The sequence below is a fragment of the Streptomyces sp. NPDC111507 genome (assembly GCF_055638955.1).
In genome coordinates this window covers 318,586-340,996 of sequence record NZ_JBVKBU010000001.1, presented here as the reverse complement: position 1 = coordinate 340,996, position 22,411 = coordinate 318,586, and the positions used below count along the sequence as shown (strand labels likewise).

General features: G+C 71.8%; 22 protein-coding genes. 11 read left to right on the top strand and 11 right to left on the bottom strand.

The genetic code is table 11. From position 1 onward, the window contains the following. The first annotated feature begins 34 nt into the window (after positions 1-34). Positions 35-766, top strand: a complete 732-nt coding sequence (locus tag ACZ7M2_RS01560; protein WP_471593703.1) for an ABC transporter ATP-binding protein — start codon at positions 35-37, stop codon at positions 764-766. Positions 767-834: 68 nt separating this feature from the next. Here ACZ7M2_RS01560 and ACZ7M2_RS01555 read toward each other — a convergent pair whose 3' ends face one another. After that, the gene (locus ACZ7M2_RS01555) at positions 835-1,656 is read right to left on the bottom strand and encodes a chitosanase (protein ID WP_471593702.1); all 822 of its coding nucleotides are present in this window, start codon (positions 1,654-1,656) and stop codon (positions 835-837) included. A 20-nt stretch (positions 1,657-1,676) separates the two neighbouring features. Then, entirely contained in the window at positions 1,677-2,624 is a 948-nt protein-coding gene (locus ACZ7M2_RS01550; protein ID WP_471593701.1) for a rhomboid family intramembrane serine protease, read from the bottom strand. A 165-nt stretch (positions 2,625-2,789) separates the two neighbouring features. Between ACZ7M2_RS01550 and ACZ7M2_RS01545 the strand changes: the two genes are divergently transcribed. The 3 genes from ACZ7M2_RS01545 to qcrB all read left to right on the top strand — a co-directional run bounded on the left by ACZ7M2_RS01545 (position 2,790) and on the right by qcrB (position 6,013). Beyond that, the gene (locus tag ACZ7M2_RS01545; protein WP_471593700.1) at positions 2,790-3,509 is read left to right on the top strand and encodes a vWA domain-containing protein; all 720 of its coding nucleotides are present in this window, start codon (positions 2,790-2,792) and stop codon (positions 3,507-3,509) included. Further along, entirely contained in the window at positions 3,506-4,066 is a 561-nt protein-coding gene (locus tag ACZ7M2_RS01540) for a HutD/Ves family protein (RefSeq protein ID WP_471593699.1), read from the top strand. The genes ACZ7M2_RS01545 and ACZ7M2_RS01540 overlap by 4 nt, the downstream gene beginning before the upstream one ends. A gap of 285 nt (positions 4,067-4,351) precedes the next feature. Beyond that, positions 4,352-6,013: a cytochrome bc1 complex cytochrome b subunit gene (gene qcrB / locus ACZ7M2_RS01535; protein WP_471593698.1), complete on the top strand. Its 1,662-nt coding sequence runs from the start codon at positions 4,352-4,354 to the stop codon at positions 6,011-6,013. On the opposite strand, the gene ACZ7M2_RS01530 is transcribed toward qcrB, so the two are convergent. Both ACZ7M2_RS01530 and ACZ7M2_RS01525 read right to left on the bottom strand, forming a co-directional pair. Further along, positions 5,988-6,956, bottom strand: coding sequence for an acyl-CoA dehydrogenase family protein (locus ACZ7M2_RS01530; RefSeq protein ID WP_352046530.1), 969 nt, complete (start codon positions 6,954-6,956; stop codon positions 5,988-5,990). The two genes, qcrB and ACZ7M2_RS01530, sit on opposite strands and share 26 nt — an antisense overlap. Beyond that, positions 6,956-8,101: an acyl-CoA dehydrogenase family protein gene (locus tag ACZ7M2_RS01525; RefSeq protein WP_471593697.1), complete on the bottom strand. Its 1,146-nt coding sequence runs from the start codon at positions 8,099-8,101 to the stop codon at positions 6,956-6,958. Before ACZ7M2_RS01525 ends, ACZ7M2_RS01530 begins: the two co-directional genes overlap by 1 nt. Positions 8,102-8,147: 46 nt before the next feature. Between ACZ7M2_RS01525 and ACZ7M2_RS01520 the strand changes: the two genes are divergently transcribed. Genes ACZ7M2_RS01520 through ACZ7M2_RS01510 form a run of 3 tightly spaced genes read left to right on the top strand, consistent with a single transcriptional unit; the run spans position 8,148 to position 10,787 of the window. Further along, on the top strand, positions 8,148-8,939 hold the full coding sequence (locus tag ACZ7M2_RS01520; RefSeq protein ID WP_471593696.1) for an SDR family oxidoreductase: 792 nt from the start codon (positions 8,148-8,150) through the stop codon (positions 8,937-8,939). Positions 8,940-8,978: 39 nt separating this feature from the next. Next, positions 8,979-9,590 carry a TetR/AcrR family transcriptional regulator gene (locus ACZ7M2_RS01515; RefSeq protein WP_352046527.1) on the top strand — a complete coding sequence of 204 codons (612 nt, stop codon included), beginning with the start codon at positions 8,979-8,981 and terminating at the stop codon, positions 9,588-9,590. Positions 9,591-9,629: 39 nt separating this feature from the next. After that, positions 9,630-10,787 (top strand): acetyl-CoA C-acetyltransferase, encoded by a 1,158-nt coding sequence (locus tag ACZ7M2_RS01510; protein WP_403693201.1) that lies wholly within the window; start codon positions 9,630-9,632, stop codon positions 10,785-10,787. A gap of 229 nt (positions 10,788-11,016) precedes the next feature. On the opposite strand, the gene ACZ7M2_RS01505 is transcribed toward ACZ7M2_RS01510, so the two are convergent. The 4 genes from ACZ7M2_RS01505 to ACZ7M2_RS01490 are packed head-to-tail and all read right to left on the bottom strand — an operon-like array spanning position 11,017 to position 14,472. After that, a complete protein-coding gene (locus ACZ7M2_RS01505) occupies positions 11,017-12,081 on the bottom strand; it encodes an NAD(P)H-dependent flavin oxidoreductase (RefSeq protein ID WP_471593695.1) in 1,065 nt (354 codons plus the stop codon). Beyond that, on the bottom strand, positions 12,081-12,851 hold the full coding sequence (locus tag ACZ7M2_RS01500) for a CoA-transferase subunit beta (RefSeq protein ID WP_471593694.1): 771 nt from the start codon (positions 12,849-12,851) through the stop codon (positions 12,081-12,083). Before ACZ7M2_RS01500 ends, ACZ7M2_RS01505 begins: the two co-directional genes overlap by 1 nt. After that, the gene (locus ACZ7M2_RS01495; RefSeq protein WP_471593693.1) at positions 12,848-13,711 is read right to left on the bottom strand and encodes a CoA transferase subunit A; all 864 of its coding nucleotides are present in this window, start codon (positions 13,709-13,711) and stop codon (positions 12,848-12,850) included. Before ACZ7M2_RS01495 ends, ACZ7M2_RS01500 begins: the two co-directional genes overlap by 4 nt. Further along, the gene (locus ACZ7M2_RS01490) at positions 13,708-14,472 is read right to left on the bottom strand and encodes an enoyl-CoA hydratase family protein (protein ID WP_352046522.1); all 765 of its coding nucleotides are present in this window, start codon (positions 14,470-14,472) and stop codon (positions 13,708-13,710) included. The genes ACZ7M2_RS01495 and ACZ7M2_RS01490 overlap by 4 nt, the downstream gene beginning before the upstream one ends. A gap of 107 nt (positions 14,473-14,579) precedes the next feature. Between ACZ7M2_RS01490 and ACZ7M2_RS01485 the strand changes: the two genes are divergently transcribed. Further along, the gene (locus ACZ7M2_RS01485) at positions 14,580-15,338 is read left to right on the top strand and encodes an SDR family oxidoreductase (RefSeq protein ID WP_471594497.1); all 759 of its coding nucleotides are present in this window, start codon (positions 14,580-14,582) and stop codon (positions 15,336-15,338) included. A gap of 1 nt (position 15,339) precedes the next feature. Next, positions 15,340-16,257, top strand: a complete 918-nt coding sequence (locus tag ACZ7M2_RS01480) for an SDR family oxidoreductase (RefSeq protein ID WP_352046521.1) — start codon at positions 15,340-15,342, stop codon at positions 16,255-16,257. A gap of 85 nt (positions 16,258-16,342) precedes the next feature. On the opposite strand, the gene ACZ7M2_RS01475 is transcribed toward ACZ7M2_RS01480, so the two are convergent. Beyond that, positions 16,343-17,386, bottom strand: a complete 1,044-nt coding sequence (locus ACZ7M2_RS01475; RefSeq protein WP_471593692.1) for an ankyrin repeat domain-containing protein — start codon at positions 17,384-17,386, stop codon at positions 16,343-16,345. 95 nt (positions 17,387-17,481) lie between these two features. Further along, on the bottom strand, positions 17,482-18,378 hold the full coding sequence (locus ACZ7M2_RS01470) for a hypothetical protein (RefSeq protein WP_352046519.1): 897 nt from the start codon (positions 18,376-18,378) through the stop codon (positions 17,482-17,484). A gap of 230 nt (positions 18,379-18,608) precedes the next feature. Here ACZ7M2_RS01470 and ACZ7M2_RS01465 point away from each other — a divergent pair, with 230 nt between their 5' ends. Then, a complete protein-coding gene (locus tag ACZ7M2_RS01465) occupies positions 18,609-19,391 on the top strand; it encodes a S1 family peptidase (RefSeq protein ID WP_352046518.1) in 783 nt (260 codons plus the stop codon). Between the two features lie 280 nt (positions 19,392-19,671). On the opposite strand, the gene ACZ7M2_RS01460 is transcribed toward ACZ7M2_RS01465, so the two are convergent. Next, positions 19,672-21,417 (bottom strand): glycoside hydrolase family 35 protein, encoded by a 1,746-nt coding sequence (locus ACZ7M2_RS01460; RefSeq protein WP_471593691.1) that lies wholly within the window; start codon positions 21,415-21,417, stop codon positions 19,672-19,674. Positions 21,418-21,526: 109 nt separating this feature from the next. Here ACZ7M2_RS01460 and ACZ7M2_RS01455 point away from each other — a divergent pair, with 109 nt between their 5' ends. Then, a complete protein-coding gene (locus tag ACZ7M2_RS01455) occupies positions 21,527-22,411 on the top strand; it encodes a helix-turn-helix domain-containing protein (protein WP_471593690.1) in 885 nt (294 codons plus the stop codon).

Here is a 22,411-nt window from a genome sequence, read left to right as displayed (position 1 = left end):
GGTACATGAGTTCCATTCCGCAGGGGGTGCGTCGATGACGGAGAACACCGGCACGCGGTCCGGTGCCGCCCTCGTGGGCGAATCCGCCGACGAACCGATGGTGCGGGTGGAGAACCTGCACCACTCGTACGGCACGGGCGCCGTGGCCGTGCACGCGCTGCGCGGGGCCTCCTTCGAGCTGCGGCGCGGTGAACTCGTCGCCCTCAAGGGCCGGTCGGGCTCCGGCAAGACGACCCTGCTCCATCTGATCGGCGGCCTCGACCGCCCGGACCGCGGCCGCGTCCTCGTCGACGGCACCGACCTGTCCGCGCTCGGTGAGAACGAGCTGCTGGAACTGCGCCGCGACCGCATCGGCTACATCTTCCAGTCCTTCGGACTCATCCCCATCCTCACCGCGGCCGAGAACGTGGGAGTGCCGCTGCGGCTGCGCAGGGCCGATCCCCGCGAACGTGAGGAGCGCGTGGCCCTGCTGCTCGCCCTCGTGGGGCTCGCCGACCACGGGGCCCAGCGTCCGTCGGAGCTCTCCGGCGGGCAGCAGCAGCGGGTGTCCATCGCCCGCGCCCTCGCCAACCACCCGGCCCTGCTGCTCGCCGACGAGCCGACCGGACAGCTGGACGCGCAGACCGGCCTGGCGGTGATGGAGCTGCTGCGGGCGGTGGTCGTCAGTGAGGGCGTCACGGCGCTGGTCGCCACGCACGACCCCCAACTCCTGGGCCTGGCCGACCGCGTACTGGAACTGAGCGACGGCGAGGTCGTCGAGCACTGACGGCGTTTGGCCGACCGGGCGCAGGGGCGGCACCCCGGCGGAGGGGCCCCGGCACCGTGGGCGAGGGGCTACGGCACCTTGTACGTCTCCCCGTACACCTTCCACTCCAGCGGTGTGCGCAGGTCCAGGTTCCCGTCGTACAGGAACATCCGCTGGGCCGTGTCGATGCGGGTCGTGTCGCGGTGGGCGCTCTCGGTCTTCATCGCCGCGCGACGGACGTCGAGGAAGATGTCGAGGTAGTTCTTCTCGGAGCCGCCCTCGGCCGGGGTGTCGGCCTGGGCCATGGCACGGGTGCGCAGGTCGTAGAAGCCGCCCGCGCCGGTGCCGGGCCCGTGCATGACCATGGCGTCGTAGTAGATGAACTGGCCCAGCGTGCCGAGGCCGTCGAGTCTGGCGCGGCGCACCGCGGGGTCGAAGTAGACGCGGTCCCGCTCGGCGTCCTGCGCCCTGCGGAAGGCGGCCACCGAGGCCTCCTTGCGCCAGGCCGCCACGAAGCCCGGGTCGAGACCCTCGTGCGAGTTTGTCCCGTCGACCTTGCGCAGGGCGGGGAGGTAGCGGGCGAGGCCGTTGCCCGGGTGGTCTTTCGTGTAGCCCTCGACCAGGACGAGCAGATCGTGGGTGCCGGTGCAGAAGCCGATCAGGCCCGCCGTGTAGCCCTGGCCGTCGCCGATGTCCTCGATATAGGCATACGCGCTGCGCCAGTCGAGTGTGGAGTTCTCCGCGCTCGCCACGAGCTTCTGCGCCAGCTCCTTCTTGTCCGGGGCGGCGAGGCCCGCGCCCGCCGCGCGCCCGGCGGCCCCGCTCGCGTCCGTGAGTCCCGGGGCGAGGAAGCAGACCGCGACCGCGACCAGGGGCAGGACCGCGAGCAGGAGGAGCCGAGCACGTTTCATGGGCTCAGCCTAGGGAGCGCTCAGACCGCTCCGCTCGTCAGCTCGGACACCTTGCCGACGGTCGCGATGACCAGCAGCGCCAACAGCGCGGCGCACGCCACCGCTTGGACGAGCGTCCGGCGGCGGTCCCGGGGCGCGTACGCGTAGGCGAGAGTGACCACCCCGCCCGCCAGCAGTCCGCCGAGGTGCCCCTGCCAGGAGGTGAGTCCCGCCGAGATGAGCAGCCACAGCAGCAGGCCCGCCATGAAACGGTTGACGGCGCTCATGTCGGCGCCCAGCCGGCGGGCCATGACGTAGTACGCGGCCCCCAGCCCGAAGATGGCACCCGACGCACCGAGCGTGGGTGTGTACGGCGCGATCACCAGCACGAGGACCGAGCCGCCGAGGGCCGAGAGCAGATAGAGCGTGACGAAGCGGATCCGGCCGAGCTGGGCCTCCACCACCCGGCCCAGGTTCCACAGCGAGACCATGTTCATCACGATGTGCAGAATCCCGAACGTGCCCTCGGTGGGCGGCAGATGGAGGAACGCACCGGTCAGCATCCGGTACCACTCCCCGTCGACCACGCCCTCCGGGTGGAAGTCGTAGGGGTGCTGGGCCTGCCAGACGTAGTGTCCGCCGTCGGGCCCCGCCAGCCCCGCGCCCAGCATCTCGAACCGGTCCACGATCGCCGGGCGCACCACCTCGCCCACATAGGCCAGCACGTTGAGCGCGATCAGGACGTACGTCACCACGGGCACGGTCGAGATACGGCCGCCGAACGCCGTGCGAGCCTGGCGGACGGAGCGGGCGCCCTCCTTCACGCACTCCACGCACTGGTGACCGACGGCCGCCTCGCGCATGCAGTCCGGGCAGATGTAGCGGTCGCACCGGGTGCAGCGCACATGGGACTCCACCTTGGGATGGCGGTAGCAGGTGGTGACGGGGGATGGGACGGACTCAGTGGATTCGGTGGATTCGGATTCCACGACCGGCTCCTCGCGGGTACGGAGATCAGGGGGACGATGAGCCGGTGGGGTCGGCGGCGAACAAAATAGCGAACGCCCATGTGGGAGGCGGACGGCAGGGGCTGCCGGTGCCGTAATCTCGACGTCTCGGCGTTTCCGCAACCCTCGCGCGATGGGAGCCCCCGCATGGCCGGAATCAGCCTCACCAAGGTGGAGGAGACCGCGCCCGCGCTGGTCAGTCTGTACAAGAGCGCCGGCGTCTCCCTCACCAAGCACGGGCTGAGCGGACAGCGGGCCGCGGTGTACCTGGTCGTCGACTACTCCGGGTCGATGAAGCCGTACTACAAGGACGGCAGTGTGCAGGCGCTGGCGGACCGGGTGCTCGGCCTGTCGGCGCACCTCGACGACGACGGCACCGTCCCGGTCGTCTTCTTCTCCACGGACATCGACGCGGTCACGGACATCGCGCTCGACAACCATCAGGGGCGGGTGGAGAAGATCGTGGCCGGGCTCGGTCACATGGGGAAGACCAGTTACCACCTGGCCATGGACGCGGTCATCGACCACTACCTCGACAGCGGCTCCAAGGACCCCGCCCTGGTCGTCTTCCAGACCGACGGCGGCCCCATCAACAAGCTCGCCGCCGAACGGTACTTGTGCAAGGCGGCGAAGCTTCCGCTGTTCTGGCAGTTCATAGGGTTCGGTGACCAGGACAGCAAGCAGTTCGAGTTCCTGCGCAGACTTGACGAACTGCCGGTGCCGCAGAAGCGGGTCGTCGACAACGCCGGTTTCTTCCACGCCGGTTCGCAGCCTCGGGAGGTCTCCGACGCCGAGTTGTACGACCGGATCGTGGGCGACTTCCCCCAGTGGCTGACGGCCGCGCGCGAGCGGGGGATCGTCCGGTGACCGTGTGTGTCCTGCCGGCCGCCGGGCGGGTCGCCGTGCCCTGGAAGAACGGTGGCGGCGTGACGCGCGAGATCGTCGCGCGGCCCGAAGGCGCGGACATGGGGGACTTCGAGTGGCGGGTGAGCCTGGCCGACGTCGGCTCCGACGGGCCGTTCTCGGCGTTCGCCGACGTGGACCGGATCCTCACCATGGTCGAGGGCGAGGGCATGGACCTGACGGTCGGCGGTGAACAGCGCCGGGTGGACACGCGGTTCGTTCCGCAGCGCTTCCCCGGTGACCTGCCGACCGACTGCCGCCTGATCGGCGGCCCGGTCGTCAACCTCAACGTCATGTGGCGCCGGGGCGCCGCCGCGATCCCCACCGTCACGGTCGCCGACCCCCGGCGGTCCCTCGCCCTCCCGGCGGGTCCGGCCGTCCTTGTCGTCGCCCTCGACGGCGCGGCCGAGGCGGCCGGGGTGACTCTCGGGCGCTACGACGCCGTGCTCCTGACGAACGAGAAGACAACACTCCACGCAACCGCCCACACCGCCGTGATCACCCTCACGTCGAGCGCCTGAGCCCCCGCCCCCAGACCCCCGATCGGCCTGAACGGCCTCGTCCTCAGACGCCGGACGGGCTGAAGATGTGAACCGGCGCCGACAAGAGCGCCCCGCCAGGGGCGCGGGGAACTGCGCGATCAGCCCCCGCCCACCCGCAGGTTGAGGGCCCGCCCGGGGGGCTGGGGGCGGAGCCCCCGGGGATGGGACGGGTAGGGGCGGCGGGGGCGAGGGACACGTGGGCGGTGCCGCGCCGTTGGCTTCGGGGAGGTGTCGTGCCACTCTGGTGGGCCGAGGGGGTGGCCCATGGTCGCGGGAGAGATCAACTCCGGTCGGGGACAAGGGACTTCACGTGCGGGGCGAAGGGGCGAGACGCCGGCGGGTGAGCGGGTGGCGGACTGGGCCGACGGACGGCTCGGCCTCTACGCGCTGGCCAAGGCCAACATGCGCAAGGTCTTCCCGGACCACTGGTCCTTCATGCTCGGCGAGGTCTGCCTCTACAGCTTCCTGATCCTGATCCTGACCGGCGTCTACCTCACGCTCTTCTTCGAGCCGAGCGCCTCCGAGGTCGTCTACCACGGCCCGTACGAGCCGCTCAACGGCATCCTCATGACCCGCGCCTACGAGTCCACCCTCCACATCAGCTTCGAGGTGCGCGGCGGACTCCTGGTCCGGCAGATCCACCACTGGGCGGCGATCGTCTTCCTCGCCGGGATGCTCGTGCACATGATGCGCGTCTTCTTCACCGGCGCGTTCCGCAAGCCCCGCGAGGTCAACTGGCTGTTCGGCTGGACCCTGCTGATGCTCGGCCTGATCACCGGCCTGACCGGCTACTCGCTCCCCGACGACCTGCTCTCCGGCACCGGCGTCCGCTTCGCCCAGGGCGCGATCCTGTCGGTCCCGATCGTGGGAACGTACCTCTCCTTCTTCCTCTTCGGAGGCGAGTTCCCGGGCCACGACATCATTCCGCGCTTCTTCCCGATCCACGTCCTCCTGCTGCCGGGCATCATGCTGGGCCTGGTGGTCGCTCATCTGATCCTGGTCTTCTATCACAAGCACACGCAGTACCCGGGGCCCGGACGCGACCAGAAGTCCGTCGTCGGGATGCCGTTCATGCCGGTGTACATGGCCAAGGCGGGCGGGTTCTTCTTCCTCGTCTTCGGGGTGCTGTCGATGATGGGGGCGATCGCGACCATCAACCCCGTCTGGGCCTTCGGCCCCTACCGGCCGGATCTGGTGACGACCGGCGCACAGCCCGACTGGTACCTCGGCTTCTCCGAGGGGCTCATCCGGGTGATGCCGGGATGGGAGATCAACGCCTGGGGCCACACCCTCCAACTGGGTGTGTTCATCCCCTTCTCCCTCTTCCCGCTGATCATGACCGCCATCGCCGTCTACCCGTTCCTCGAGGCGTGGATCACCGGGGACAGACGGGAACACCACATCCTGGACCGGCCGCGCAACGTCCCCACCCGCACCGGGCTCGGTGTCGCCTGGCTGACGCTGTACGGAGTGCTCCTGGTCGGTGGTGGCAACGACCTGTGGGCCACCCACTTCCACCTCTCCATCAACGCCATCACCTGGTTCGTACGGGTCTCCTTCTTCGTCGCCCCGGCCCTCGCCTTCGTCGTCACGCGCCGGATCTGCATGGGCCTCCAGCGACGGGACCGCGACAAGGTGCTGCACGGAAGGGAGTCCGGGATCATCCGGATGCTTCCGCACGGTGAGTACGTCGAGGTGCACGAACCGCTCACACCGGCGCAGCGGTTCACGCTCACCCAGCACGAGCAGCCCCCGCCGTACGAGGTGGGACCGCTCGTGGACGCGAACGGCGTCGTCCGGCGGGTCGGCCCCGGCCGCAGGCTGCGCGCCCGGCTCGCCCGCGCCATGTACGGGCCCGACACCCAGATCCCGAAGCCGACGCCGGAGGAGTACCGGGAGCTCACCAGCGGCGAGCACCACCACTGAGCACCTCGGCCCGGCACTCGGCCGGAGTGCCCCACGCGGTACGCAGGGCACGGGCCTTGGCCAGCCACAGGGACAGGTCGTACTCCGCGGTGTAGCCGATCGCGCCGTGCAACTGGAGCGCCGTGCGCGCGGTGGCGTACGCGGCCTCGCAGGCCGTGACCTTGGCCGCGGCCACGTCGGCGGGCGCCATCGTCAGGGCCGCCCCGAACAGCAGCGGCCGCGCGAACTCCAGGGCGATCTTCGCGTCGGCGAGGCGATGCTTGACCGCCTGGAACGAGCCGACGGGGACACCGAACTGGGTGCGCTGCCTGACATACGCGACGGTCCGGTCGAGGAGCGCGAGACCGACGCCGAGCGCCTGGGCGGCGGTGGCGAGCCGGGCCCAGACGAGGGCATGGGCGACGGGAGGGGCGGTGGCGAGCAGTTCACCGCCTGGTGTGAGCGGTGTGAGGCGGCGGGCGGGGTCCAGACAGGCGCGGACCGGGCCGTGGCCGGGGGCCAGACGCAGTCCGTCGGCCGCCAGGGCGAGGCGGGTGGTCGCCGCGTCGCCGTCCAGCGCGTACGCCCCGTCGAGGGCCAGCGTCGCCGACGCCTCGCCCGAGGCCAGCGACGGGAGCAGCCGCCCGGCGGGCACGGGGTCCGCCAGCTCGGCCAGCAGGGCGGCCGCCGCGACCGTCTCCACCAGCGGGCCGGGCACCGCGTGCCGTCCCAGCTCGACGAAACCCACGGCCAGTTCCACCGGATGCGGGCCCATCCCCTCGTACGCCTCCGGCACCGCGAGCGCGAACACGCCCACCTTGGCGATACGGGACCACAGCGCACGGCCGCCGCCGTGGTCGCCGCGGCTCCAGTCCCGTACGACCGACGGGGTGTCCGCGGCCGTCAGCATCGCGTCCAGCGAGTCGGCGAACGCCCGCTGCTGCGGGTCGAGGAGGAAGCGCATCAGCGGCGGCCCTTCGGGAGGCCGAGCAGGCGCTCGGCGATGATGTCGCGCTGGATCTCGTTGGTGCCGGCGTAGATCGGACCGGCGAGCGAGAAGACGTACCCCTCGGACCAGTCCGACTCCGCCCACTCGCCGTCCGGGCCGAGGAGATCGAGGGCCGTCTCGTGCAGCGCGATGTCGTACTCGGACCAGAAGACCTTGTTCAGGCTGGCCTCCGGTCCGGTAGTCCCGCCGTCCAGAAAGCGGGAGGCGTTGGCGTAGGTGAAGAGCTGGTAGGCGCGGGCGCCGATCACCGCGTCGGCCACCCGGTCGCGCAGCGCCGTGTCCGAGGGGTCGGCGCGAGCGCGCCACAGGGCCTCCAGCCGGTCCGCGGCGGCGAGGAAGCGGCCCGGTGAACGCAGCGTCAGTCCTCGCTCGTTGCCCGCCGTCGACATGGCGACCCGCCAGCCCGCGCCCGGCTCGCCGATCACGTCCTCGTCCGGGACGAAGACCTCGTCGAGAAAGACCTCGGCGAAAGCCGGTCTGCCGTCCAGACGGCCGATGGGGCGCACGGTGACCCCGGGCGCGCGCAGGTCGAACATCAGATAGGTCAGGCCCTGATGAGGCCTCGGTGTACCCGGCTCACTGCGGAAGAGACCGAACGCGCGGTCGGCGAAGGCGGCCCGCGACGACCAGGTCTTCTGCCCGCTCAAGCGCCAGCCCCCGGCCGTCCGCACCGCGCGCGAGGTGAGCGAGGCCAGGTCGGACCCCGCCTCCGGCTCGGACCACGCCTGCGCCCAGACGACCTCCCCGCCGGCCATGGAGGGCAGGATCCGGGCGCGCTGCTGCTCCGTGCCGTGGTCGAAGAGGGTGGGCGCCAGGAGGTTGATGCCGTTCTGGCCGACCCGGCCCGGCGCACCCGCCGCGTAGTACTCCTCCTCGAACACCAGCCAGCGCACGATGTCCGCGCCCCGGCCGCCGTACGCCTCCGGCCAGGACACCACCGACCAGCGGTCCGCGGCGAGTTCGGCCTCCCACACGCGGTGCGCCGCGAAGCCCTCCTCGGTCTCCAGGGACGGAAGGGGCGTCCGTGGCACATGGGCGGCGAGCCAGGTCCGGGCCTCGGCACGGAAGGCCTCGTCGGCGGGGGAGAGGGTCAGATCCATCGGCAGCACCTTCCCTAACAAGTGTTTGGTAGGTTAGCGTGGAGGTATGAGCGACGTCGAGAGTCCGGCGTACGTCAGCGGGCACGGGCTGCTGACCGGGCGCACCGCCGTCATCACCGCCGCCGCGGGCGCGGGCATCGGCGGGGCGACGGCGCGCAGGTTCCTGGAGGAGGGGGCGCGGGTGGTCATCAGCGACGCCCATGTCCGCCGCCTCAAAGAGAGCGAAGAGGCACTCGCCGCGGAGTTCGGCGCGGCGCACGTCGCCTCGCTGCCGTGCGACGTGACGGACGAGCAGCAGGTGGAAGCCCTCTTCGCCCTGGCGGGAGAGCTCCACGACGGCCTGGACATCGTCGTCAACAACGCGGGCCTCGGCGGCACCTGTGCCCTCGTCGACATGACCGACGAGCAGTGGTCGAGAGTGCTGGACGTGACACTGAACGGCACGTTCCGGTGCACCCGGGCCGCCCTGCGCCGTTTCAGGGACCAGGACCGCGGCGGAGTCGTCGTCAACAACGCCTCCGTCGTCGGCTGGCGCGCCCAGGCCGGTCAGGCGCACTACGCCGCCGCCAAGGCGGGCGTCATGGCGCTCACCCGGTGCGCGGCCGTCGAGGCCGCCGCGTACGGGGTGCGCGTCAACGCGGTGTCACCGAGTCTCGCCATGCACCCGCACCTGGTGAAGGTGACCACGCCCGAGCTGCTGGAGGAACTGACGGGCCGCGAGGCCTTCGGCCGCTACGCCCAGCCCTGGGAGGTGGCCAACGTGATGGTGTTCCTGGCGTCCGGCTACTCCTCGTACATGACCGGCGAAGTCGTCTCCGTCAGCAGCCAGCATGCGTAGGGCGCCGTCGGCCGGCACCCCTGGGACCACAATGGAACCGTGCCTACCAAGAAGAAGCCCCAGGTGACCGCCACCCCCGAGCGGCGCCGCGAACTCCTCGACACCGCCGCGGAGGTCTTCGCCGAGCAGGGCTACAACGCCACCACCGTACGCAAGATCGCGGACGAGGCCGGGATGCTCGCGGGCAGCCTCTACTACCACTTCGACTCCAAGGAATCGATGCTGGAGGAGATCCTGCGGACCTTCCTCGACGAGCTCTGGGAGGGCTACGACGCCGTCCTGGACGCCGAACTCGGCCCGCGCCAGACGCTGGAGGCCCTGGTCACCGAGTCGTTCCGGGAGATCGACCGGCACCGTGCCGCCGTCGCCATCTACCAGAAGGAGTCCCGGCACCTCGCCGCCCAGCAGCGCTTCGCCTTCCTCGCCGACTCGCAGCGCAACTTCGAGAAGGCGTGGCTGAGCACGCTGGAGCGCGGCGTGGCCGCCGAGGTCTTCCGGGCCGACCTCGACATCCGGCTCACCTACCGCTTCGTGCGCGACACCGTGTGGGTCGCCGCGTCCTGGTACCGGCCCGGCGGACAGCACAGCCCCGAGGAGATCGCCCGGCAGTACCTCTCGATGGTGCTGGACGGCATCTCCGTACGCGAATAGCCCATATCTGCGATACCCCATGTCTGCGAGGGAGTTGTCATGGCCGAGGCCTACATCGTCGAAGCGGTCCGTACGCCCGTCGGGCGGCGCGGGGGAGGCCTGAGCGGTGTCCACCCGGCCGACCTCGGCGCGCATGTCCTCAAGGCCCTGGTCGAGCGCTCCGGAGTGGACCCGGCCGCCGTCGAGGACGTCGTCTTCGGCTGTCTGGACACCGTGGGGCCGCAGGCCGGGGACATCGCCCGCACCTGCTGGCTGGCGGCAGGACTCCCCGAGGAGGTGCCGGGCGTCACCGTCGACCGGCAGTGCGGCTCCTCCCAGCAGGCCGTGCACTTCGCCGCCCAGGGCGTCCTGTCCGGCACCCAGGACCTGGTGGTCGCGGGCGGAGTGCAGAACATGAGCCAGATCCCCATCGCCTTCGCCTCCCGTCAGGCCGCCGAACCCCTCGGTCTCACCGAAGGCCCCTTCGCGGGCAGCGAGGGCTGGCGGGCGCGCTACGGCGACCGGCCCGTCAACCAGTTCGCCGGCGCCGAGATGATCGCAGCCAAGTGGGGCATCAGCCGCCGCGACCAGGAGGAGTTCGCCCTGCGCTCGCACCGGCGGGCGATCCGCGCCCTCGACGAGGGCCGCTTCGCCCGCGAGACCGTGGCCTACGGCGAGGTGACCGCCGACGAGGGCCCGCGCCGGGACACCTCACTGGAGAAGATGGCGGGCCTGAAGCCGGTCGTCGAGGGCGGCACCATCACCGCCGCCTGCTCCTCCCAGGTCTCCGACGGCGCCGCCGCGATGCTGCTCGCCTCCGAGCGGGCGGTGCGAGAGCACGGGCTGACCCCGCGCGCCCGCGTCCACCACCTCTCCGTACGCGGCGAGGACCCCATCCGCATGCTGTCCGCGCCCATCCCGGCCACCGCGTACGCCCTGAAGAAGACCGGCATGTCCCTCGACGCCATCGACCTCGTCGAGATCAACGAAGCCTTCGCCCCGGTCGTCCTCGCCTGGCTCAAGGAGACCGGCGCCGACCCGGAGAAGGTCAACGTCAACGGCGGCGCCATCGCGCTGGGTCATCCGTTGGGGGCGACGGGTGTGAAGCTGATGACGACGCTCCTGCACGAACTGGAGCGCACCGGCGGCCGGTTCGGCCTCCAGACGATGTGCGAGGGCGGCGGCCAGGCGAACGTGACGATCATCGAACGGCTCTGACACACAGAGGACCGCCCGACTCGGCGGACGGAGTCCGGCGCAGGCTGCCGAAGCCTGTGAGGCCCCTTGGGGCCGAGCAGCGCGAGGGGGCCGTTGGGGATGGTGCCGATGTGCGAGGGCGGCGGGCAGGCGAATGTGACGATCATCGAAAGGCTCTGAGGTCCCCGGATCGAACGGCTCTGAACCTCGGGGGCGCGCGCCGGCCCCCGAGGCTGTCCGGCCGACTCGGTCACCCGGGCGTCGAAGCACCCACGACCGCCAGGGCGCCGAGGGTTTCCCGGGCTTCCGCCATCACCCGGTCGACCAGCTCCTTGCACGACGGCAGATCCTCGATCACCCCCGCGACCTGCCCCGACGCCATCACCCCCAGGTCCGTGCGCCCGTCCACCATCGATGACTTCAGGAGCATCGGCGTGTTCGCGGCGAGCAGCACCTGGCTCCAGGTCAGCTCCTTGCCGTGCTTCATGGCGAGTCCGTCGCGGACCATCCGTGACCAGGTCAGGCCGGAGATCCGCCGGAAGCCGGCGGCCCGGCGGACGGCCTGGACGAGGGCCCGCGTCCGGCCGGACCTCTCCAGGGAGTCGACGAAGTCCGTACGCAGCATGCGATGGGGGAGGCCGTCCACGGCCGTCGTGACCGTGACGTCCCTGACCGTCGCCGCCAGGTACTGCGCCTTCACCGCGGCTGGCACGGTCGAGTCCGAGGTGAGCAGGAAACGAGTGCCCATGGCGATGCCCGCCGCCCCGTACGCCAGCGCCGCGACCAGCCCCCGCCCGTCGTGGAAGCCGCCCGCCGCGACCACCGGGATGTCCACCGCGTCCACCACCTGCGGCAGCAGCACCGTCGTCGCGACCTCGCCGGTGTGGCCGCCGCCCTCGCCGCCCTGCACGATCACCGCGTCCGCGCCCCAGGCGGCCACCTTCTCGGCGTGCCGGCGCGCCCCGACGGAGGGGACGACGACCACACCCGCCTCCTTCAGCTCGGTGATCAGCTCGCGGGAGGGCGCGAGGGCGAAGGACGCGACCCGTACCCCCTCGTCGACGATGATCCGTACCCGCTCGCCCGCGTCCCCGGCGTCGGCGCGCAGATTCACCCCGAACGGCGCGTCCGTACGGGACCTGACCTCGCGTATGGCCTCTCTCAGATGGTCGAGGGTCATCGTCGCGGAGGCCAGGATGCCCAGCGCTCCCGCGTTCGCCGTCGCCGACACCAGGCGGGGGCCCGCGACCCAGCCCATGCCGGTCTGCACGACGGGGTGACGGACACCGACGAGGCGGGTGAGCGCGGTCTCCATCAGCTCCTGACCTCTCGGTCCCGGGCGCCGCCCGGATCGATGACCTCGCGGATCAGTCTCAGTTCCTCGGGAGTCGGTTCGCGGGTGCGGGGCACCTCGTCGGGGACCGTCAGCCCAAAGCCCGTGGCCTCCCGCACCTGTTCCACGGTGACGCCCGGGTGCAGTGAGGCGAGCCGCATCGAGTGGTCGGGGGTGGCGAAGTCGAAGACACCGAGGTCGCTCACCACGCGCGGGATGCGATGGAAGCGGGTGGCGCTCGGGCCCGCGGCGGCCGCACGGTCGTACCCCACCCCGCACACCAGGTCGACCCGCTCGACGAAGACGCGCGGCGAGTGCCTGGGGACCCAGTAACTGGTCGGGTTGTTCAGGGTGTTGACCGGCGCGCCGCGCACGCCGAGCAACTGGCGCGTGGGCCTGGACCAGTCACCGATGCAGGAGATGTTCTGGTTGCCGAAGCGGTCGAGCTGGCTCGCGCCCATCATCACGTGCCGACGTCCGCCGGTGACCATGGTCAGGTGCTGACGGTAGGGCAGCCAGCCCTCCGGGGTGCCGTCGAGGCCGACGAGCATCGCCTCGCCGTCGGTCAGCAGCAGATCGGGGGAGAAGGTGCGCTTGGCGAGACGGGCGCCGATGGAGGGGATGGAGCCCATGGGGCTGGCGAGCACCTCGCCGTTGTCCCGCCAGGCCTCGGCACAGGCGATCACGCAGTACTCGGCGCGGGTGACCACGGCTGCGGGGGTACCGGGGGCGGGGGTGGACGCGGGACTCATCGCTGCTCCTTGTGCCAGGCCCGTACGGCGGACTGGTAGGCCTGTTCGTCGCCGGCGAGGAAGCGCGCGGCGAACTCGGCGTACGGCGTGGTGGCGTACAGCTTCTGGAAGGGCTCGTCGCGTCCGTGGTCGGGGGCGCAGGACGTGAAGTGCGCGCCGTTCGCAGTCTCGACGACGCCCGTCACGCTCGACCGCTTGAGCAGCAGGGTCTGCGGGGCGGCCTCCTTGGTGAGCTCCGCCGTGTCGACCACGCGCTCGCACGAGACGTACGCGGCGTCGGCCGCCTCGCAGAACAGGTCGTCGAAGTACGGGTCCGGGCCCAGATACTGACCGTTGCCCAGGCGGTCGGCGCGGTTCATGTGGACCAGGGCCGCGTCCAGGCGCAGGGCGGGCATGGCGACGAGCTCCTCCCGTACCCCCGAGGAGGCATCGGCGTACGGCGAAGTGACCGTGCGCAGGCCGGGGTTGACCCGCATCACGTCCGAGCCGAGCCCGGCCCGGACGGGGAGGAAGGGCAGCCGGTTCGCGGCGGCGTGCAGGCCCCACATGAACATCGCCTCGTCGACCTCCATCAGCTCGAACGCCCCGCGCTCGCGCGCCGCCCGGTAGTGCGGTTCGAGCGGGATCGAGTCGAGGGTGGTGAAGGCGGTGACGAGCCTGCGGATCCGGCCCGCGGCGGCGAGCAGGCCGACGTCCGGGCCGCCGTACGACACCACGGTGAGATCGGTGATCCCGGTGCGCAGCAGTGCTCTCACCAGGGCCATCGGCTTGCGGCGCGAGCCCCAGCCGCCGATGCCCAGGGTCATCCCGCTGTGGAGCCGGGAGACCACCTCGTCGGTGGTCATCGTCTTGTCGCTCACCTGTCGACCCCCTCCTTTCCGAAGGTGTCGCGGACCCGGTCGGCGACCCCGCCGAGGTTCGCCTCGAAGGTGAAGCCCTGCTCGAATCGGTAGCTGCGGCGCACGTCCACGGGGTCGATGCCGTTGAGCGCGGCCTTCGCGAGCCGGATCAGCTCGCCGTCCTTGGCGGCGATCTCTCGCGCCAGGTCCAGCGCGGCGCCCAGGAGTTCACCGCGCGGCACGACCCGCCACACCGAGCCGTGCGCGTGCAGCTCGGCGGCGGTCGCCGTGCGCGAGGTGTAGTACAGCGCGCGCACCAGGTGGCCCGGGACCAGGCGGGCCAGATGCGTGGCCGCGCCGAGGGCGCCACGGTCCAGCTCGGGCAGGCCGAACGTGGCGTCCTCGCTCGCCACGATCGCGTCCGCGTTGCCCACCAGCCCGATCCCGCCGCCCAGACAGAAGCCGTGCACCGCCGCGACGACGGGGACCTCGCACTCGTAGACCGCGGCGAAGGCCTCGAAACAGCCGCGGTTCGCCCCGATGAGCGCGCGATGGCCCCCGCTGTCCCTGGTCTCGCGCTGCATCTCCTTGATGTCCACGCCCGCGTTGAAACCGCGCCCCACGGCCGTCAGCACGACGCACCGGACGCCGGGGTCGCGGCCCGCCGCGCGCAGGGCGTCGGCCAGGTCGAACCAGCCGCGCACCGGCAGCGCGTTCACCGGTGGGAAGTCGACCGTGACGACGGAAATCCCCTTTTCCGGGGACGAGGTGGAGACACCCATGGACGCATCAGCTACCTTTCCACCTCAGGACATTCCACCAAACGTTTGTTAGGCGCACTCTCGAAGCTAGCAGTGAATGCATCCGGGCGGGAGGCCCTGTGGACAACCTGGATCTCGGGGGCAGGACCGTCGTCGTCACGGGCGGCACCCGTGGGGTGGGGGCCGGGATCGCCCGGGCCTTCGTCGAGGCGGGCGCGGACGTGGTGGTCTGCGCCCGCAGACCCCCCGACGTACCGCTGGAGGGTACGGAGTTCGTGTCGGTGGACCTCCGCGACCCGGCCGCCGTGCACGCCTTCTTCGCCGCGCTGCCCCGGCTCGACGTGCTGGTGAACAACGCGGGCGGCGCGCCCTACCGTCCCCTGACGGAGGCGGACGCCGGACGCCACGCGCGCGTGATCGAGCTGAACCTGATCGTGCCGCTGACCGCCTCGCTCGCCGCGTACGAGCACCTCAGGCGGGCCCGGGGATCGATCGTGATGATCGGCAGTGTGAGCGGAGCGCGGCCGTCGCCCGGGTCGGCGGCGTACGGGGCGGCCAAGGCGGGCCTGGAGAACCTGGCCCGTTCGATGGCCGTCGAGTGGGCTCCCGACGTCCGGGTCAACACCCTCGTCGTCGGCATGGTCCGCACCGAACTCTCCCATCTGCACTACGGCGGCGAGGACGGCATCGCGGCCGTCTCCCGCACCGTCCCGCTGGGCCGTCTCGCCGACCCGTCCGACATCGGCGGGGCCGCGGTCTTCCTCGCCTCGGAGGCGGCGAGGTACATCAGCGGGGCCTCACTGCTCGTCCATGGCGGCGGCGAGCGGCCCGCCTTCCTGGACGCGGCGACCGCCAACAGGGCCGGCACGTCCGACAAGGAGGACTGAGATGAGTGGACCGCTGCTGTGCGAGGGGCGGGTCGTGATCGTCACGGGCGCCGGGCGCGGACTCGGCCGCGCGCACGCCCTCGCGTACGCCGCCGAGGGAGCGCGGGTCGTCGTGAACGACCTCGGGGTGGGCCTCGACGGCACGCCCGGCCCGGACAGCCCGGCCGCGCTGGTCGTGGCGGAGATCCGGGCGGCGGGCGGACAGGCGGTGGCCCACGGCGGCGACATCGCCACCACCGACGGCGCCGCTTCCCTCGTACGCACCGCGCTGGAGACGTACGGACGCCTGGACACCCTCGTCAACAACGCGGGGTTCCTGCGCGACCGGATGCTCGTCAACCTCGACGAGGACGACTGGGACGCCGTGCTGCGCGTCCACCTCAAGGGTCACTTCCTGCCGCTGAAGCATGCGGCGGCGCACTGGCGGGCGGAGGCGAAGGACGGCCGCACGCCCCGGGCCAGGGTCGTCAACACCAGCAGCGGGGCGGGTCTGTTGGGTTCGGTCGGACAGGGCAACTACAGCGCCGCCAAGGCCGGGATCATCGGCCTGACCCTGGTCGCCGCGGCCGAACTGGGCCGCTACGGCGTCCAGGTCAACGCGATCGCCCCCGCGGCCCGCACCCGGATGACCGAACGCACCTTCGCGGACACCATGGCGGCCCCCGACGCCGACTCCTTCGACGCGATGGCCCCCGGGAACGTCTCCCCCCTCGTCGTCTGGCTCGGCGCGAGCGCGAGCACCGGAGTCACCGGCCGCGTCTTCGAGACCGAGGGCGGCCGCATCACCGTCATGGAGGGCTGGCGGCCGGGCCCCACCGCGGACAAGGGCGCCCGCTGGACCCCGTCCGAGGCCGGCGACACGGCCCTGAAGCTGCTGGCGGAAGCGGAGGTTCCCGGGGCGGTGTACGGGGCGGGGTAGCGGACGCCTCCCTCCGTGAGGACGTATCCCTGAAGACGGTCCCTGAGGTCGTATCCCCGAGGACGTGTCCCTGTGGGCGCGTGGTTCAAGGACCGGACGGGCCGAGGGAGTCCAGCCGCGCCAGCGCGCTCGCCGCCCGGTCGCGGATCACGGGGTCGGTCGCGCCGGTGAGGACGCGCAGGATCGGCAGGCCGTGGGGGTTCCCCAGGCGGCCCAGTACGTCCGCGCCGAAGGCCTGACGGAGGGGGTCGGGGGCGGCGCACCACTCGACCGCCGCCCGGAACGTCTCCTCGTCGCCGCGCAGGCCCAGCGCTGTCGCCGCCTCGGTCCAGTCGTCGTTGCCGGGGTCGGCGGGACGCAGGGCGCGGGCGGCCAGTTCGGCGGCGGGCGCGGTGATGTCGAGGGCGGATTCGAGAAGGGTCGCTATCGCGGCGTGGCCCGTCTGCTGATCGTTGCTCGCGACGGGATTCCCGGCCGGGTCGAGGAGTTGGACCTCCACGGTGATGCCGCCGTCCTGCGGGTAGCGGTGGGTGACGGAGGGACGGCCCGGGCCCCAGGTCTCTTCCAGGCCCGCGCGCACCTCGGTCTCCACATCGGCGGTGAGCCGGCGGTGGGCCTCGGCGAGCGCCGCCGACCGCGCCCGCGCTCCGTGCCGCAGGAGGGCGCGTACACAGCCGGGTGAACCACGGCGGGCGGCCGCGACGAGCGGGGGCTCACCGGTCGGGCCCGGACGGTCGGGGTCCGCGCCCGCCGCGAGGAGTTCCCTCACCACCGCGACCCGCCCCAGCCGCACCGCCCACGTCAGCGCCGTGAACCCGAACTCCTCCACCGTGTCCGGCGCGGCCCCGGCCGCCAGCAGGGCGCGTACGACCTCCGTGTGCCCACCGCACGCCGCCCCGCACAGCGGCGCGTCCGTGCCCTGGCTGAGCCGGTCGGGCGCGGCCCCGGCCACCAGCAGCAGCCGTACGACGCCGGGCCGGTCGCTCACCGCCGCGAGATACAGCGCCGTCTGGCCGTCCTCGTCCACCGCGTCCGGGCTCACACCGGAGCGCAGCAGCCGTACCACCGCGTCCTCGTCACCCCCGTGCACAGCCGTGAAGAGGTGTGCCGCGGGGTCGTTCGTGCTCATCCTTCGACCCTCGCTCGCGAAGGACGCGAGAGGCAAAGTCTTTGGGGGTGTTGTGTCTCACCTCCCCCCACGCACACCCGCGTGCGTCGCATGTCCTACGTGTCGCACTCCAGCACCGTCCTGCACAGCGTGCAGCGCGCCCGTACCCGGCCCCGGACCGGCACGCGGATCCGCTGGTGACAGGTCGGGCAGGGGAAGGAGACGCGCAGGGGACCGCGGCTGTCGGGGCTGAACGCGTAGGGGACACCGGGGTGCGGGCCCGGTGTGTGCTGGTCCTGGGCGTGCCGTCGGTCCTTCGCGTAGCGGCGGCGGCCCGCCCAGCCGGCCGCGGTCAGCGGGGGCTGCTGCTCGTCACGGCGGGCCTGCGCCATGCCCTGCGTGTACGCCGTGTACGCCTGCGGGCTGGTGAACCAGATCGAGGGGTCCTCGCCGAAGACCAGGGCGCGTTTGGCGAGGACGTAGCCGAACTCCTCCGGGGTGAGGTAGCCGAGTTTCTGCGAGGAGTCCGCGTCCTCCCGGTAGGCGTCGAGAAGCAGCCAGCCCGCGCCGAGGTAGGTCGCCGCGGTGTCCGTGAGGATCTCGTTGTCGCGCGTGCCGGGGAAGTAGAGGTCGAGGCGGTGCAGATAGACGTGCATCACCTCGTGGGCGAGGGCCGCGCCGATGTCCCGGCGGTGGGAGCGGAAGCGGTCGTTCAGTTCGACGAAGTACTCGGGGCCCGCCGTGAGTTCGACGTTGGCCGCCTGGGTCATCTCACGGAAGCCGATGATCAGCCGGGCGTCCGGGAGGTGGTAGTGGCGCACCATCTCGCGGGCCACGCGCTGCGCGCCCAGATGCAGGTCGTCGATGTCGCCGAAGGCCACGTCGGCGGGGGCCACGCTGGTCGCGAAGGTGTGGATGGTGTCGTACGAGAGCCGCTTGTAGAGCGCGGTGATCGATGCCCGCACCGTGTCCAGATGCGGGAAGCCGTGCTCGACGGGTCCGCCGTTCGCCACGTCCGTACCCCCTGAAGACGCCGGGCCTCCTGCGTTCCACTCTAAGCGCCGTTCCGGTGGGTGGCGGGGCGCTGCTGGCTGAAATGGGGTCCTTGTCGGAGTGCCGCCGTGTCTAAATAATTCGCAAAGGCTTGGCGGGTGCATGTCACTCGGTGTGTGCGACGACGGTCGTGTCGCGCGGCCTCGGTGTGACCCCGTCGGGCTTCCAACCCCCCACGAGAGGAAGCACGTTGAAGTCTTCGAAGAAGTTCACGGGCATCAAGAGAGTCCTCGCCCTCGGCGCGGTCACCCTCGCCACCGTCTCGCTCCAGCCCGTCTCCGCGCAGGCCGCGCCCACGCCCGTCGTCGGCGGCACCCGCGCGGCGCAGGGAGAGTTCCCGTTCATGGTCCGGCTCTCCATGGGCTGCGGCGGTGCGCTCTACACCCAGCAGATCGTCCTCACCGCCGCGCACTGTGTGAGCGGCTCCGGCAACAACACCTCCATCACCGCCACCGCCGGCGTCGTCGACCTCCAGAGCAGCAGCGCGACCAAGGTCAAGTCGACCAAGGTGCTCCAGGCGCCCGGCTACAACGGCAAGGGCAAGGACTGGGCGCTGATCAAGCTCGCCTCGCCCGTCAACCAGCCCACACTGAAGATCGCCACCACCACCGCGTACAACAACGGCAACTTCACGATCGCCGGGTGGGGCGCCGCGCGTGAGGGCGGCGCCCAGCAGCGCTACCTCCTCAAGGCCACCGTCCCCTTCGTCAGCGACGCCACCTGTCAGCAGGCGTACGGCGGCGATCTTGTGCCCGGCGACGAGATCTGTGCCGGGTTCGTGCAGCAGGGCGGGGTCGACACGTGCCAGGGTGACTCCGGTGGGCCGATGTTCCGCAAGGACGACTCCGGGGCGTTCATCCAGGTCGGGATCGTCAGTTGGGGGCAGGGCTGTGCGGAGCCGGGGTATCCCGGGGTGTACTCCGAGGTCTCGACCTTCGCCGCCGACATAGCCAGAGCGGCGTCCACCCTGTAGGGGCTGCGCCCCTGCGATCCCCGGTGAGTTTCTTGGGCGCGGGTGAGCGGTGGCGGATCGCGCCGTTCCCCGCGCCCCTGAAAGCCTCGGGCGTCCGGGGTTCGAGGGCCGCCCAGCGCCCGTGGCCGAAGGCCGCACCCCACCCACCCCGGCCCGCTTCTTTCAGCCCGTCCGGCGTCTGAGGACGAGGCCGTTCGGGCCGATGGGGGGGCTGGGGGCGGAGCCCTCAGGTGGGGGATGGGGCGGGTAGGGGCGGCGGGGGCGAGGGAGGCGGTTGTGGTTACACCGGGACGCTGAGGACGGGCGCCGTCGGCGACGCTTCCTGGAGCTCCAGGACCCACACCTCGTTGGTACCCTCACGCAGCACCGGCCCGGGAACGTACAACGACCGCTGCGGCCCCACCGACCAGTACCGCCCGAGACAGAACCCGTTGACCCACACGAACCCCCGCGTCCAGCCCGGAAGTTCCAGGAAGGCGTCCCCGACGCCACGCACCTCCACGGTGCCCCGGTACAGCCCGCGACCGCCCTCCACGGGCAGCCCCCCGAACGGCACCCGTCCCACACCCTCACCGTCGAACGCGTCAAGCCGCAGCCCCCGCGCCCGCACCCCGTGCAGATACTGCCGCTCGTGCAGCATCCCCCCGGTGATGCCCTTCGGCTCACCCGAACGCGGACCGTAGTTGACCCTCCCCAGGGACTCCACCCACGCCTCCACGCGCGCGTGCCCCGCGACTGGCTCCTTGAGCTCCGGATCGTCCTCGGTGAGCACACCGGCCGCCACACCGTCGACGTACACCACCGCCAGGTCCCGCAGCCCGCGCAGCAGGAAGGGGTACGGCGCCCGCGGACCGGGGACGGTCACCTCGTACTTCACCAGGCCCCGGTCGACGTCCAGTTCCTCGAAGGTGGGCGGGACGGGGTACTCGGCGTCCCGGCCGCCCAGTGTCTCCAGTACGGCGTCCAGAGCGGCCCACTCCCGAAGATCGACGCCCGCGCCCGCACCGAGCGGCGCGGGCGCCGGCGGCAGCTCCGGCAGCGGCCCGTCCGCGTACGCGCCCAGGACCTCCCTGAAGCGCCAGAACTTCTCGGTGGGACGCCCCAGTTCGTCGATGGGCGCGTCGTAGTCGTAGGAGGTGACGTCGGGCTCCAAAGGGCCCTCGTGCAGCGCGCCCCCGCCCCGGTTCGCCCCCGCCCAGCCCGCGAAGTTGGTACCCCCGTGCGCCATGTACAGGTTGACCGAAGCCCCACACTCCAGGATCTCGCGCAGCGCCTGTGCCGCGTCCCCCGCATCCCGTACGACATGCTCGCCGCCCCAGTGGTCGAACCAGCCGCACCAGAACTCCATGCACATCAGCGGCCCCTCGGGCCGGTGCCGGCGCAGTACCTCGAAGGCCTCACGCGCGCGGGAGCCGAAGTTGACGGTCGCGAGGACACCGGGGATCGAACCGCCGGTGAGCATGTGGTCCTCGGGACCGTCCGAGGTGACCAGCGCGGCGCTCACGCCCTTGGCCCGCAACACGTCCGCCAGGCGCCGCAGATACACCTGGTCGGAGCCGTAACTTCCGTACTCGTTCTCGACCTGCACCATCAGCACCGGCCCGCCGCGGTCGATCTGCCGCGGCACGATCTCGTGCAGCACCTGGTGGAACCAGCGCTCCACGTGCCCCACGTACTCCTCGTCCCGGGTGCGCAGCCGCCCCGTCAGCCAGTGCGGCAGCCCCCCGTTCTCCCACTCCGCGCAGATGTACGGGCCGGGGCGCACGATCGCCCACAGGCCCGCCTCCCGCACGGCGTCCAGGAACCGGCCCAGTGCCTGGACGTCCCGGTACTCACCCTGGCGCGGCTCGTGCAGATTCCACGGGACGTACGTCTCCACACAGTTGAGCCCCATCGCCCGCAGCATCCCCAGCCGATGCCCCCACTGCTCCTCGTGCACCCGGAAGTAGTGCAACGCGCCGGACAGCAGCCGCACCGGGCGCCCGTCCAGCAGAAAATCCGTGTCCCCCACCGTGAACTCGCTCATGAGCTCACCCTCACCTCTGGCGGCGGCCACGTCCATGGACAAAGATCAGCTCTGGTTGGACCAAAGAGTGACGCCGGCGGCAAGGGCGCCAAGGAGGGGAGGCGCGCGGATGCACCACACCTGGATGCGCTATTTCTCCCCCGCTCCCGTCCACCACCGGCTCGGCCTCGCCTGCCTCGGCGTAGGCCTGCAGTACGGCGAACTGCCCACCGTCGGGCCCCGCACCCTCGACCACCACGTGGCCGTCGTCGTCAGCGCGGGCGGCGGCTGGTTCCGGGGCCCCGACGGACACCACCACACCGTCACCGCGCCCGCCCTGCTCTGGCTCACCCCCGGCGTACCCCACCACTACGGACCCGACCCCAGCTGGGACGAGTGCTTCGTCGACTTCACCGGGCCCGCCACCGCCACGTACACCGAACTCGGCTACATCGAACCCGACCGCCCCGTCGTGCCGCTCTCCGACGCCACCGGCGCCCGCGCCACCGTCGGCCGCATCGCCCGCGCCGCCCGCCGCGACAACCCCCTCCTCGAAGTCGAGACCGGCGCCGCCGTCCACGAACTCCTCGTCGCCCTGCGCCGCGCCCGCGCCGACCTCGCCCCCGACGGCGACCCCGTCCTGCACGCCCTCGCCCGTGACGCGTTCCAGCCACTGTCCGTCGCCGAGCACGCGGCCCGGCACGGCATGACCCCCACCGAACTGCGCGCCGCCGTCCGCCGCGGTGCCGGCCGCAGCCCCAAGGACTACCTCCTCGGCATCCGCCTGGGCCGCGCCAAGGAACTCCTCGCCGCCACCGAACTCCCCGTCGCCGCGGTCGCCCGACGCGTCGGCTACGACGACCCCGCCTACTTCTCCCGCCTGTTCACCCGCCGAGTCGGCATGGCCCCCGTCCGCTTTCGCGAACAGCAGGGCCGCACCCTCCCCGGCGGCTGGAGCGACCGCATACCCGACCCCGACGATCCACCCATGATCGAGCCCCCGCACGCCACGTAA

What these genes read in the sequence shown, in the direction of transcription:
- ACZ7M2_RS01560 (WP_471593703.1), top strand. Translation starts at nt 35, where the DNA reads ATGACGGAGAACACCGGCACGCGGTCCGGTGCCGCCCTCGTGGGCGAA.
- ACZ7M2_RS01555 (WP_471593702.1), bottom strand. Translation starts at nt 1,656, where the DNA reads ATGAAACGTGCTCGGCTCCTCCTGCTCGCGGTCCTGCCCCTGGTCGCG.
- ACZ7M2_RS01545 (WP_471593700.1), top strand. Translation starts at nt 2,790, where the DNA reads ATGGCCGGAATCAGCCTCACCAAGGTGGAGGAGACCGCGCCCGCGCTG.
- qcrB (WP_471593698.1), top strand. Translation starts at nt 4,352, where the DNA reads ATGGTCGCGGGAGAGATCAACTCCGGTCGGGGACAAGGGACTTCACGT.
- ACZ7M2_RS01530 (WP_352046530.1), bottom strand. Translation starts at nt 6,956, where the DNA reads ATGCGCTTCCTCCTCGACCCGCAGCAGCGGGCGTTCGCCGACTCGCTG.
- ACZ7M2_RS01525 (WP_471593697.1), bottom strand. Translation starts at nt 8,101, where the DNA reads ATGGATCTGACCCTCTCCCCCGCCGACGAGGCCTTCCGTGCCGAGGCC.
- ACZ7M2_RS01520 (WP_471593696.1), top strand. Translation starts at nt 8,148, where the DNA reads ATGAGCGACGTCGAGAGTCCGGCGTACGTCAGCGGGCACGGGCTGCTG.
- ACZ7M2_RS01510 (WP_403693201.1), top strand. Translation starts at nt 9,630, where the DNA reads ATGGCCGAGGCCTACATCGTCGAAGCGGTCCGTACGCCCGTCGGGCGG.
- ACZ7M2_RS01505 (WP_471593695.1), bottom strand. Translation starts at nt 12,081, where the DNA reads ATGGAGACCGCGCTCACCCGCCTCGTCGGTGTCCGTCACCCCGTCGTG.
- ACZ7M2_RS01500 (WP_471593694.1), bottom strand. Translation starts at nt 12,851, where the DNA reads ATGAGTCCCGCGTCCACCCCCGCCCCCGGTACCCCCGCAGCCGTGGTC.
- ACZ7M2_RS01490 (WP_352046522.1), bottom strand. Translation starts at nt 14,472, where the DNA reads ATGGGTGTCTCCACCTCGTCCCCGGAAAAGGGGATTTCCGTCGTCACG.
- ACZ7M2_RS01480 (WP_352046521.1), top strand. Translation starts at nt 15,340, where the DNA reads ATGAGTGGACCGCTGCTGTGCGAGGGGCGGGTCGTGATCGTCACGGGC.
- ACZ7M2_RS01475 (WP_471593692.1), bottom strand. Translation starts at nt 17,386, where the DNA reads ATGAGCACGAACGACCCCGCGGCACACCTCTTCACGGCTGTGCACGGG.
- ACZ7M2_RS01460 (WP_471593691.1), bottom strand. Translation starts at nt 21,417, where the DNA reads ATGAGCGAGTTCACGGTGGGGGACACGGATTTTCTGCTGGACGGGCGC.
- ACZ7M2_RS01455 (WP_471593690.1), top strand. Translation starts at nt 21,527, where the DNA reads ATGCACCACACCTGGATGCGCTATTTCTCCCCCGCTCCCGTCCACCAC.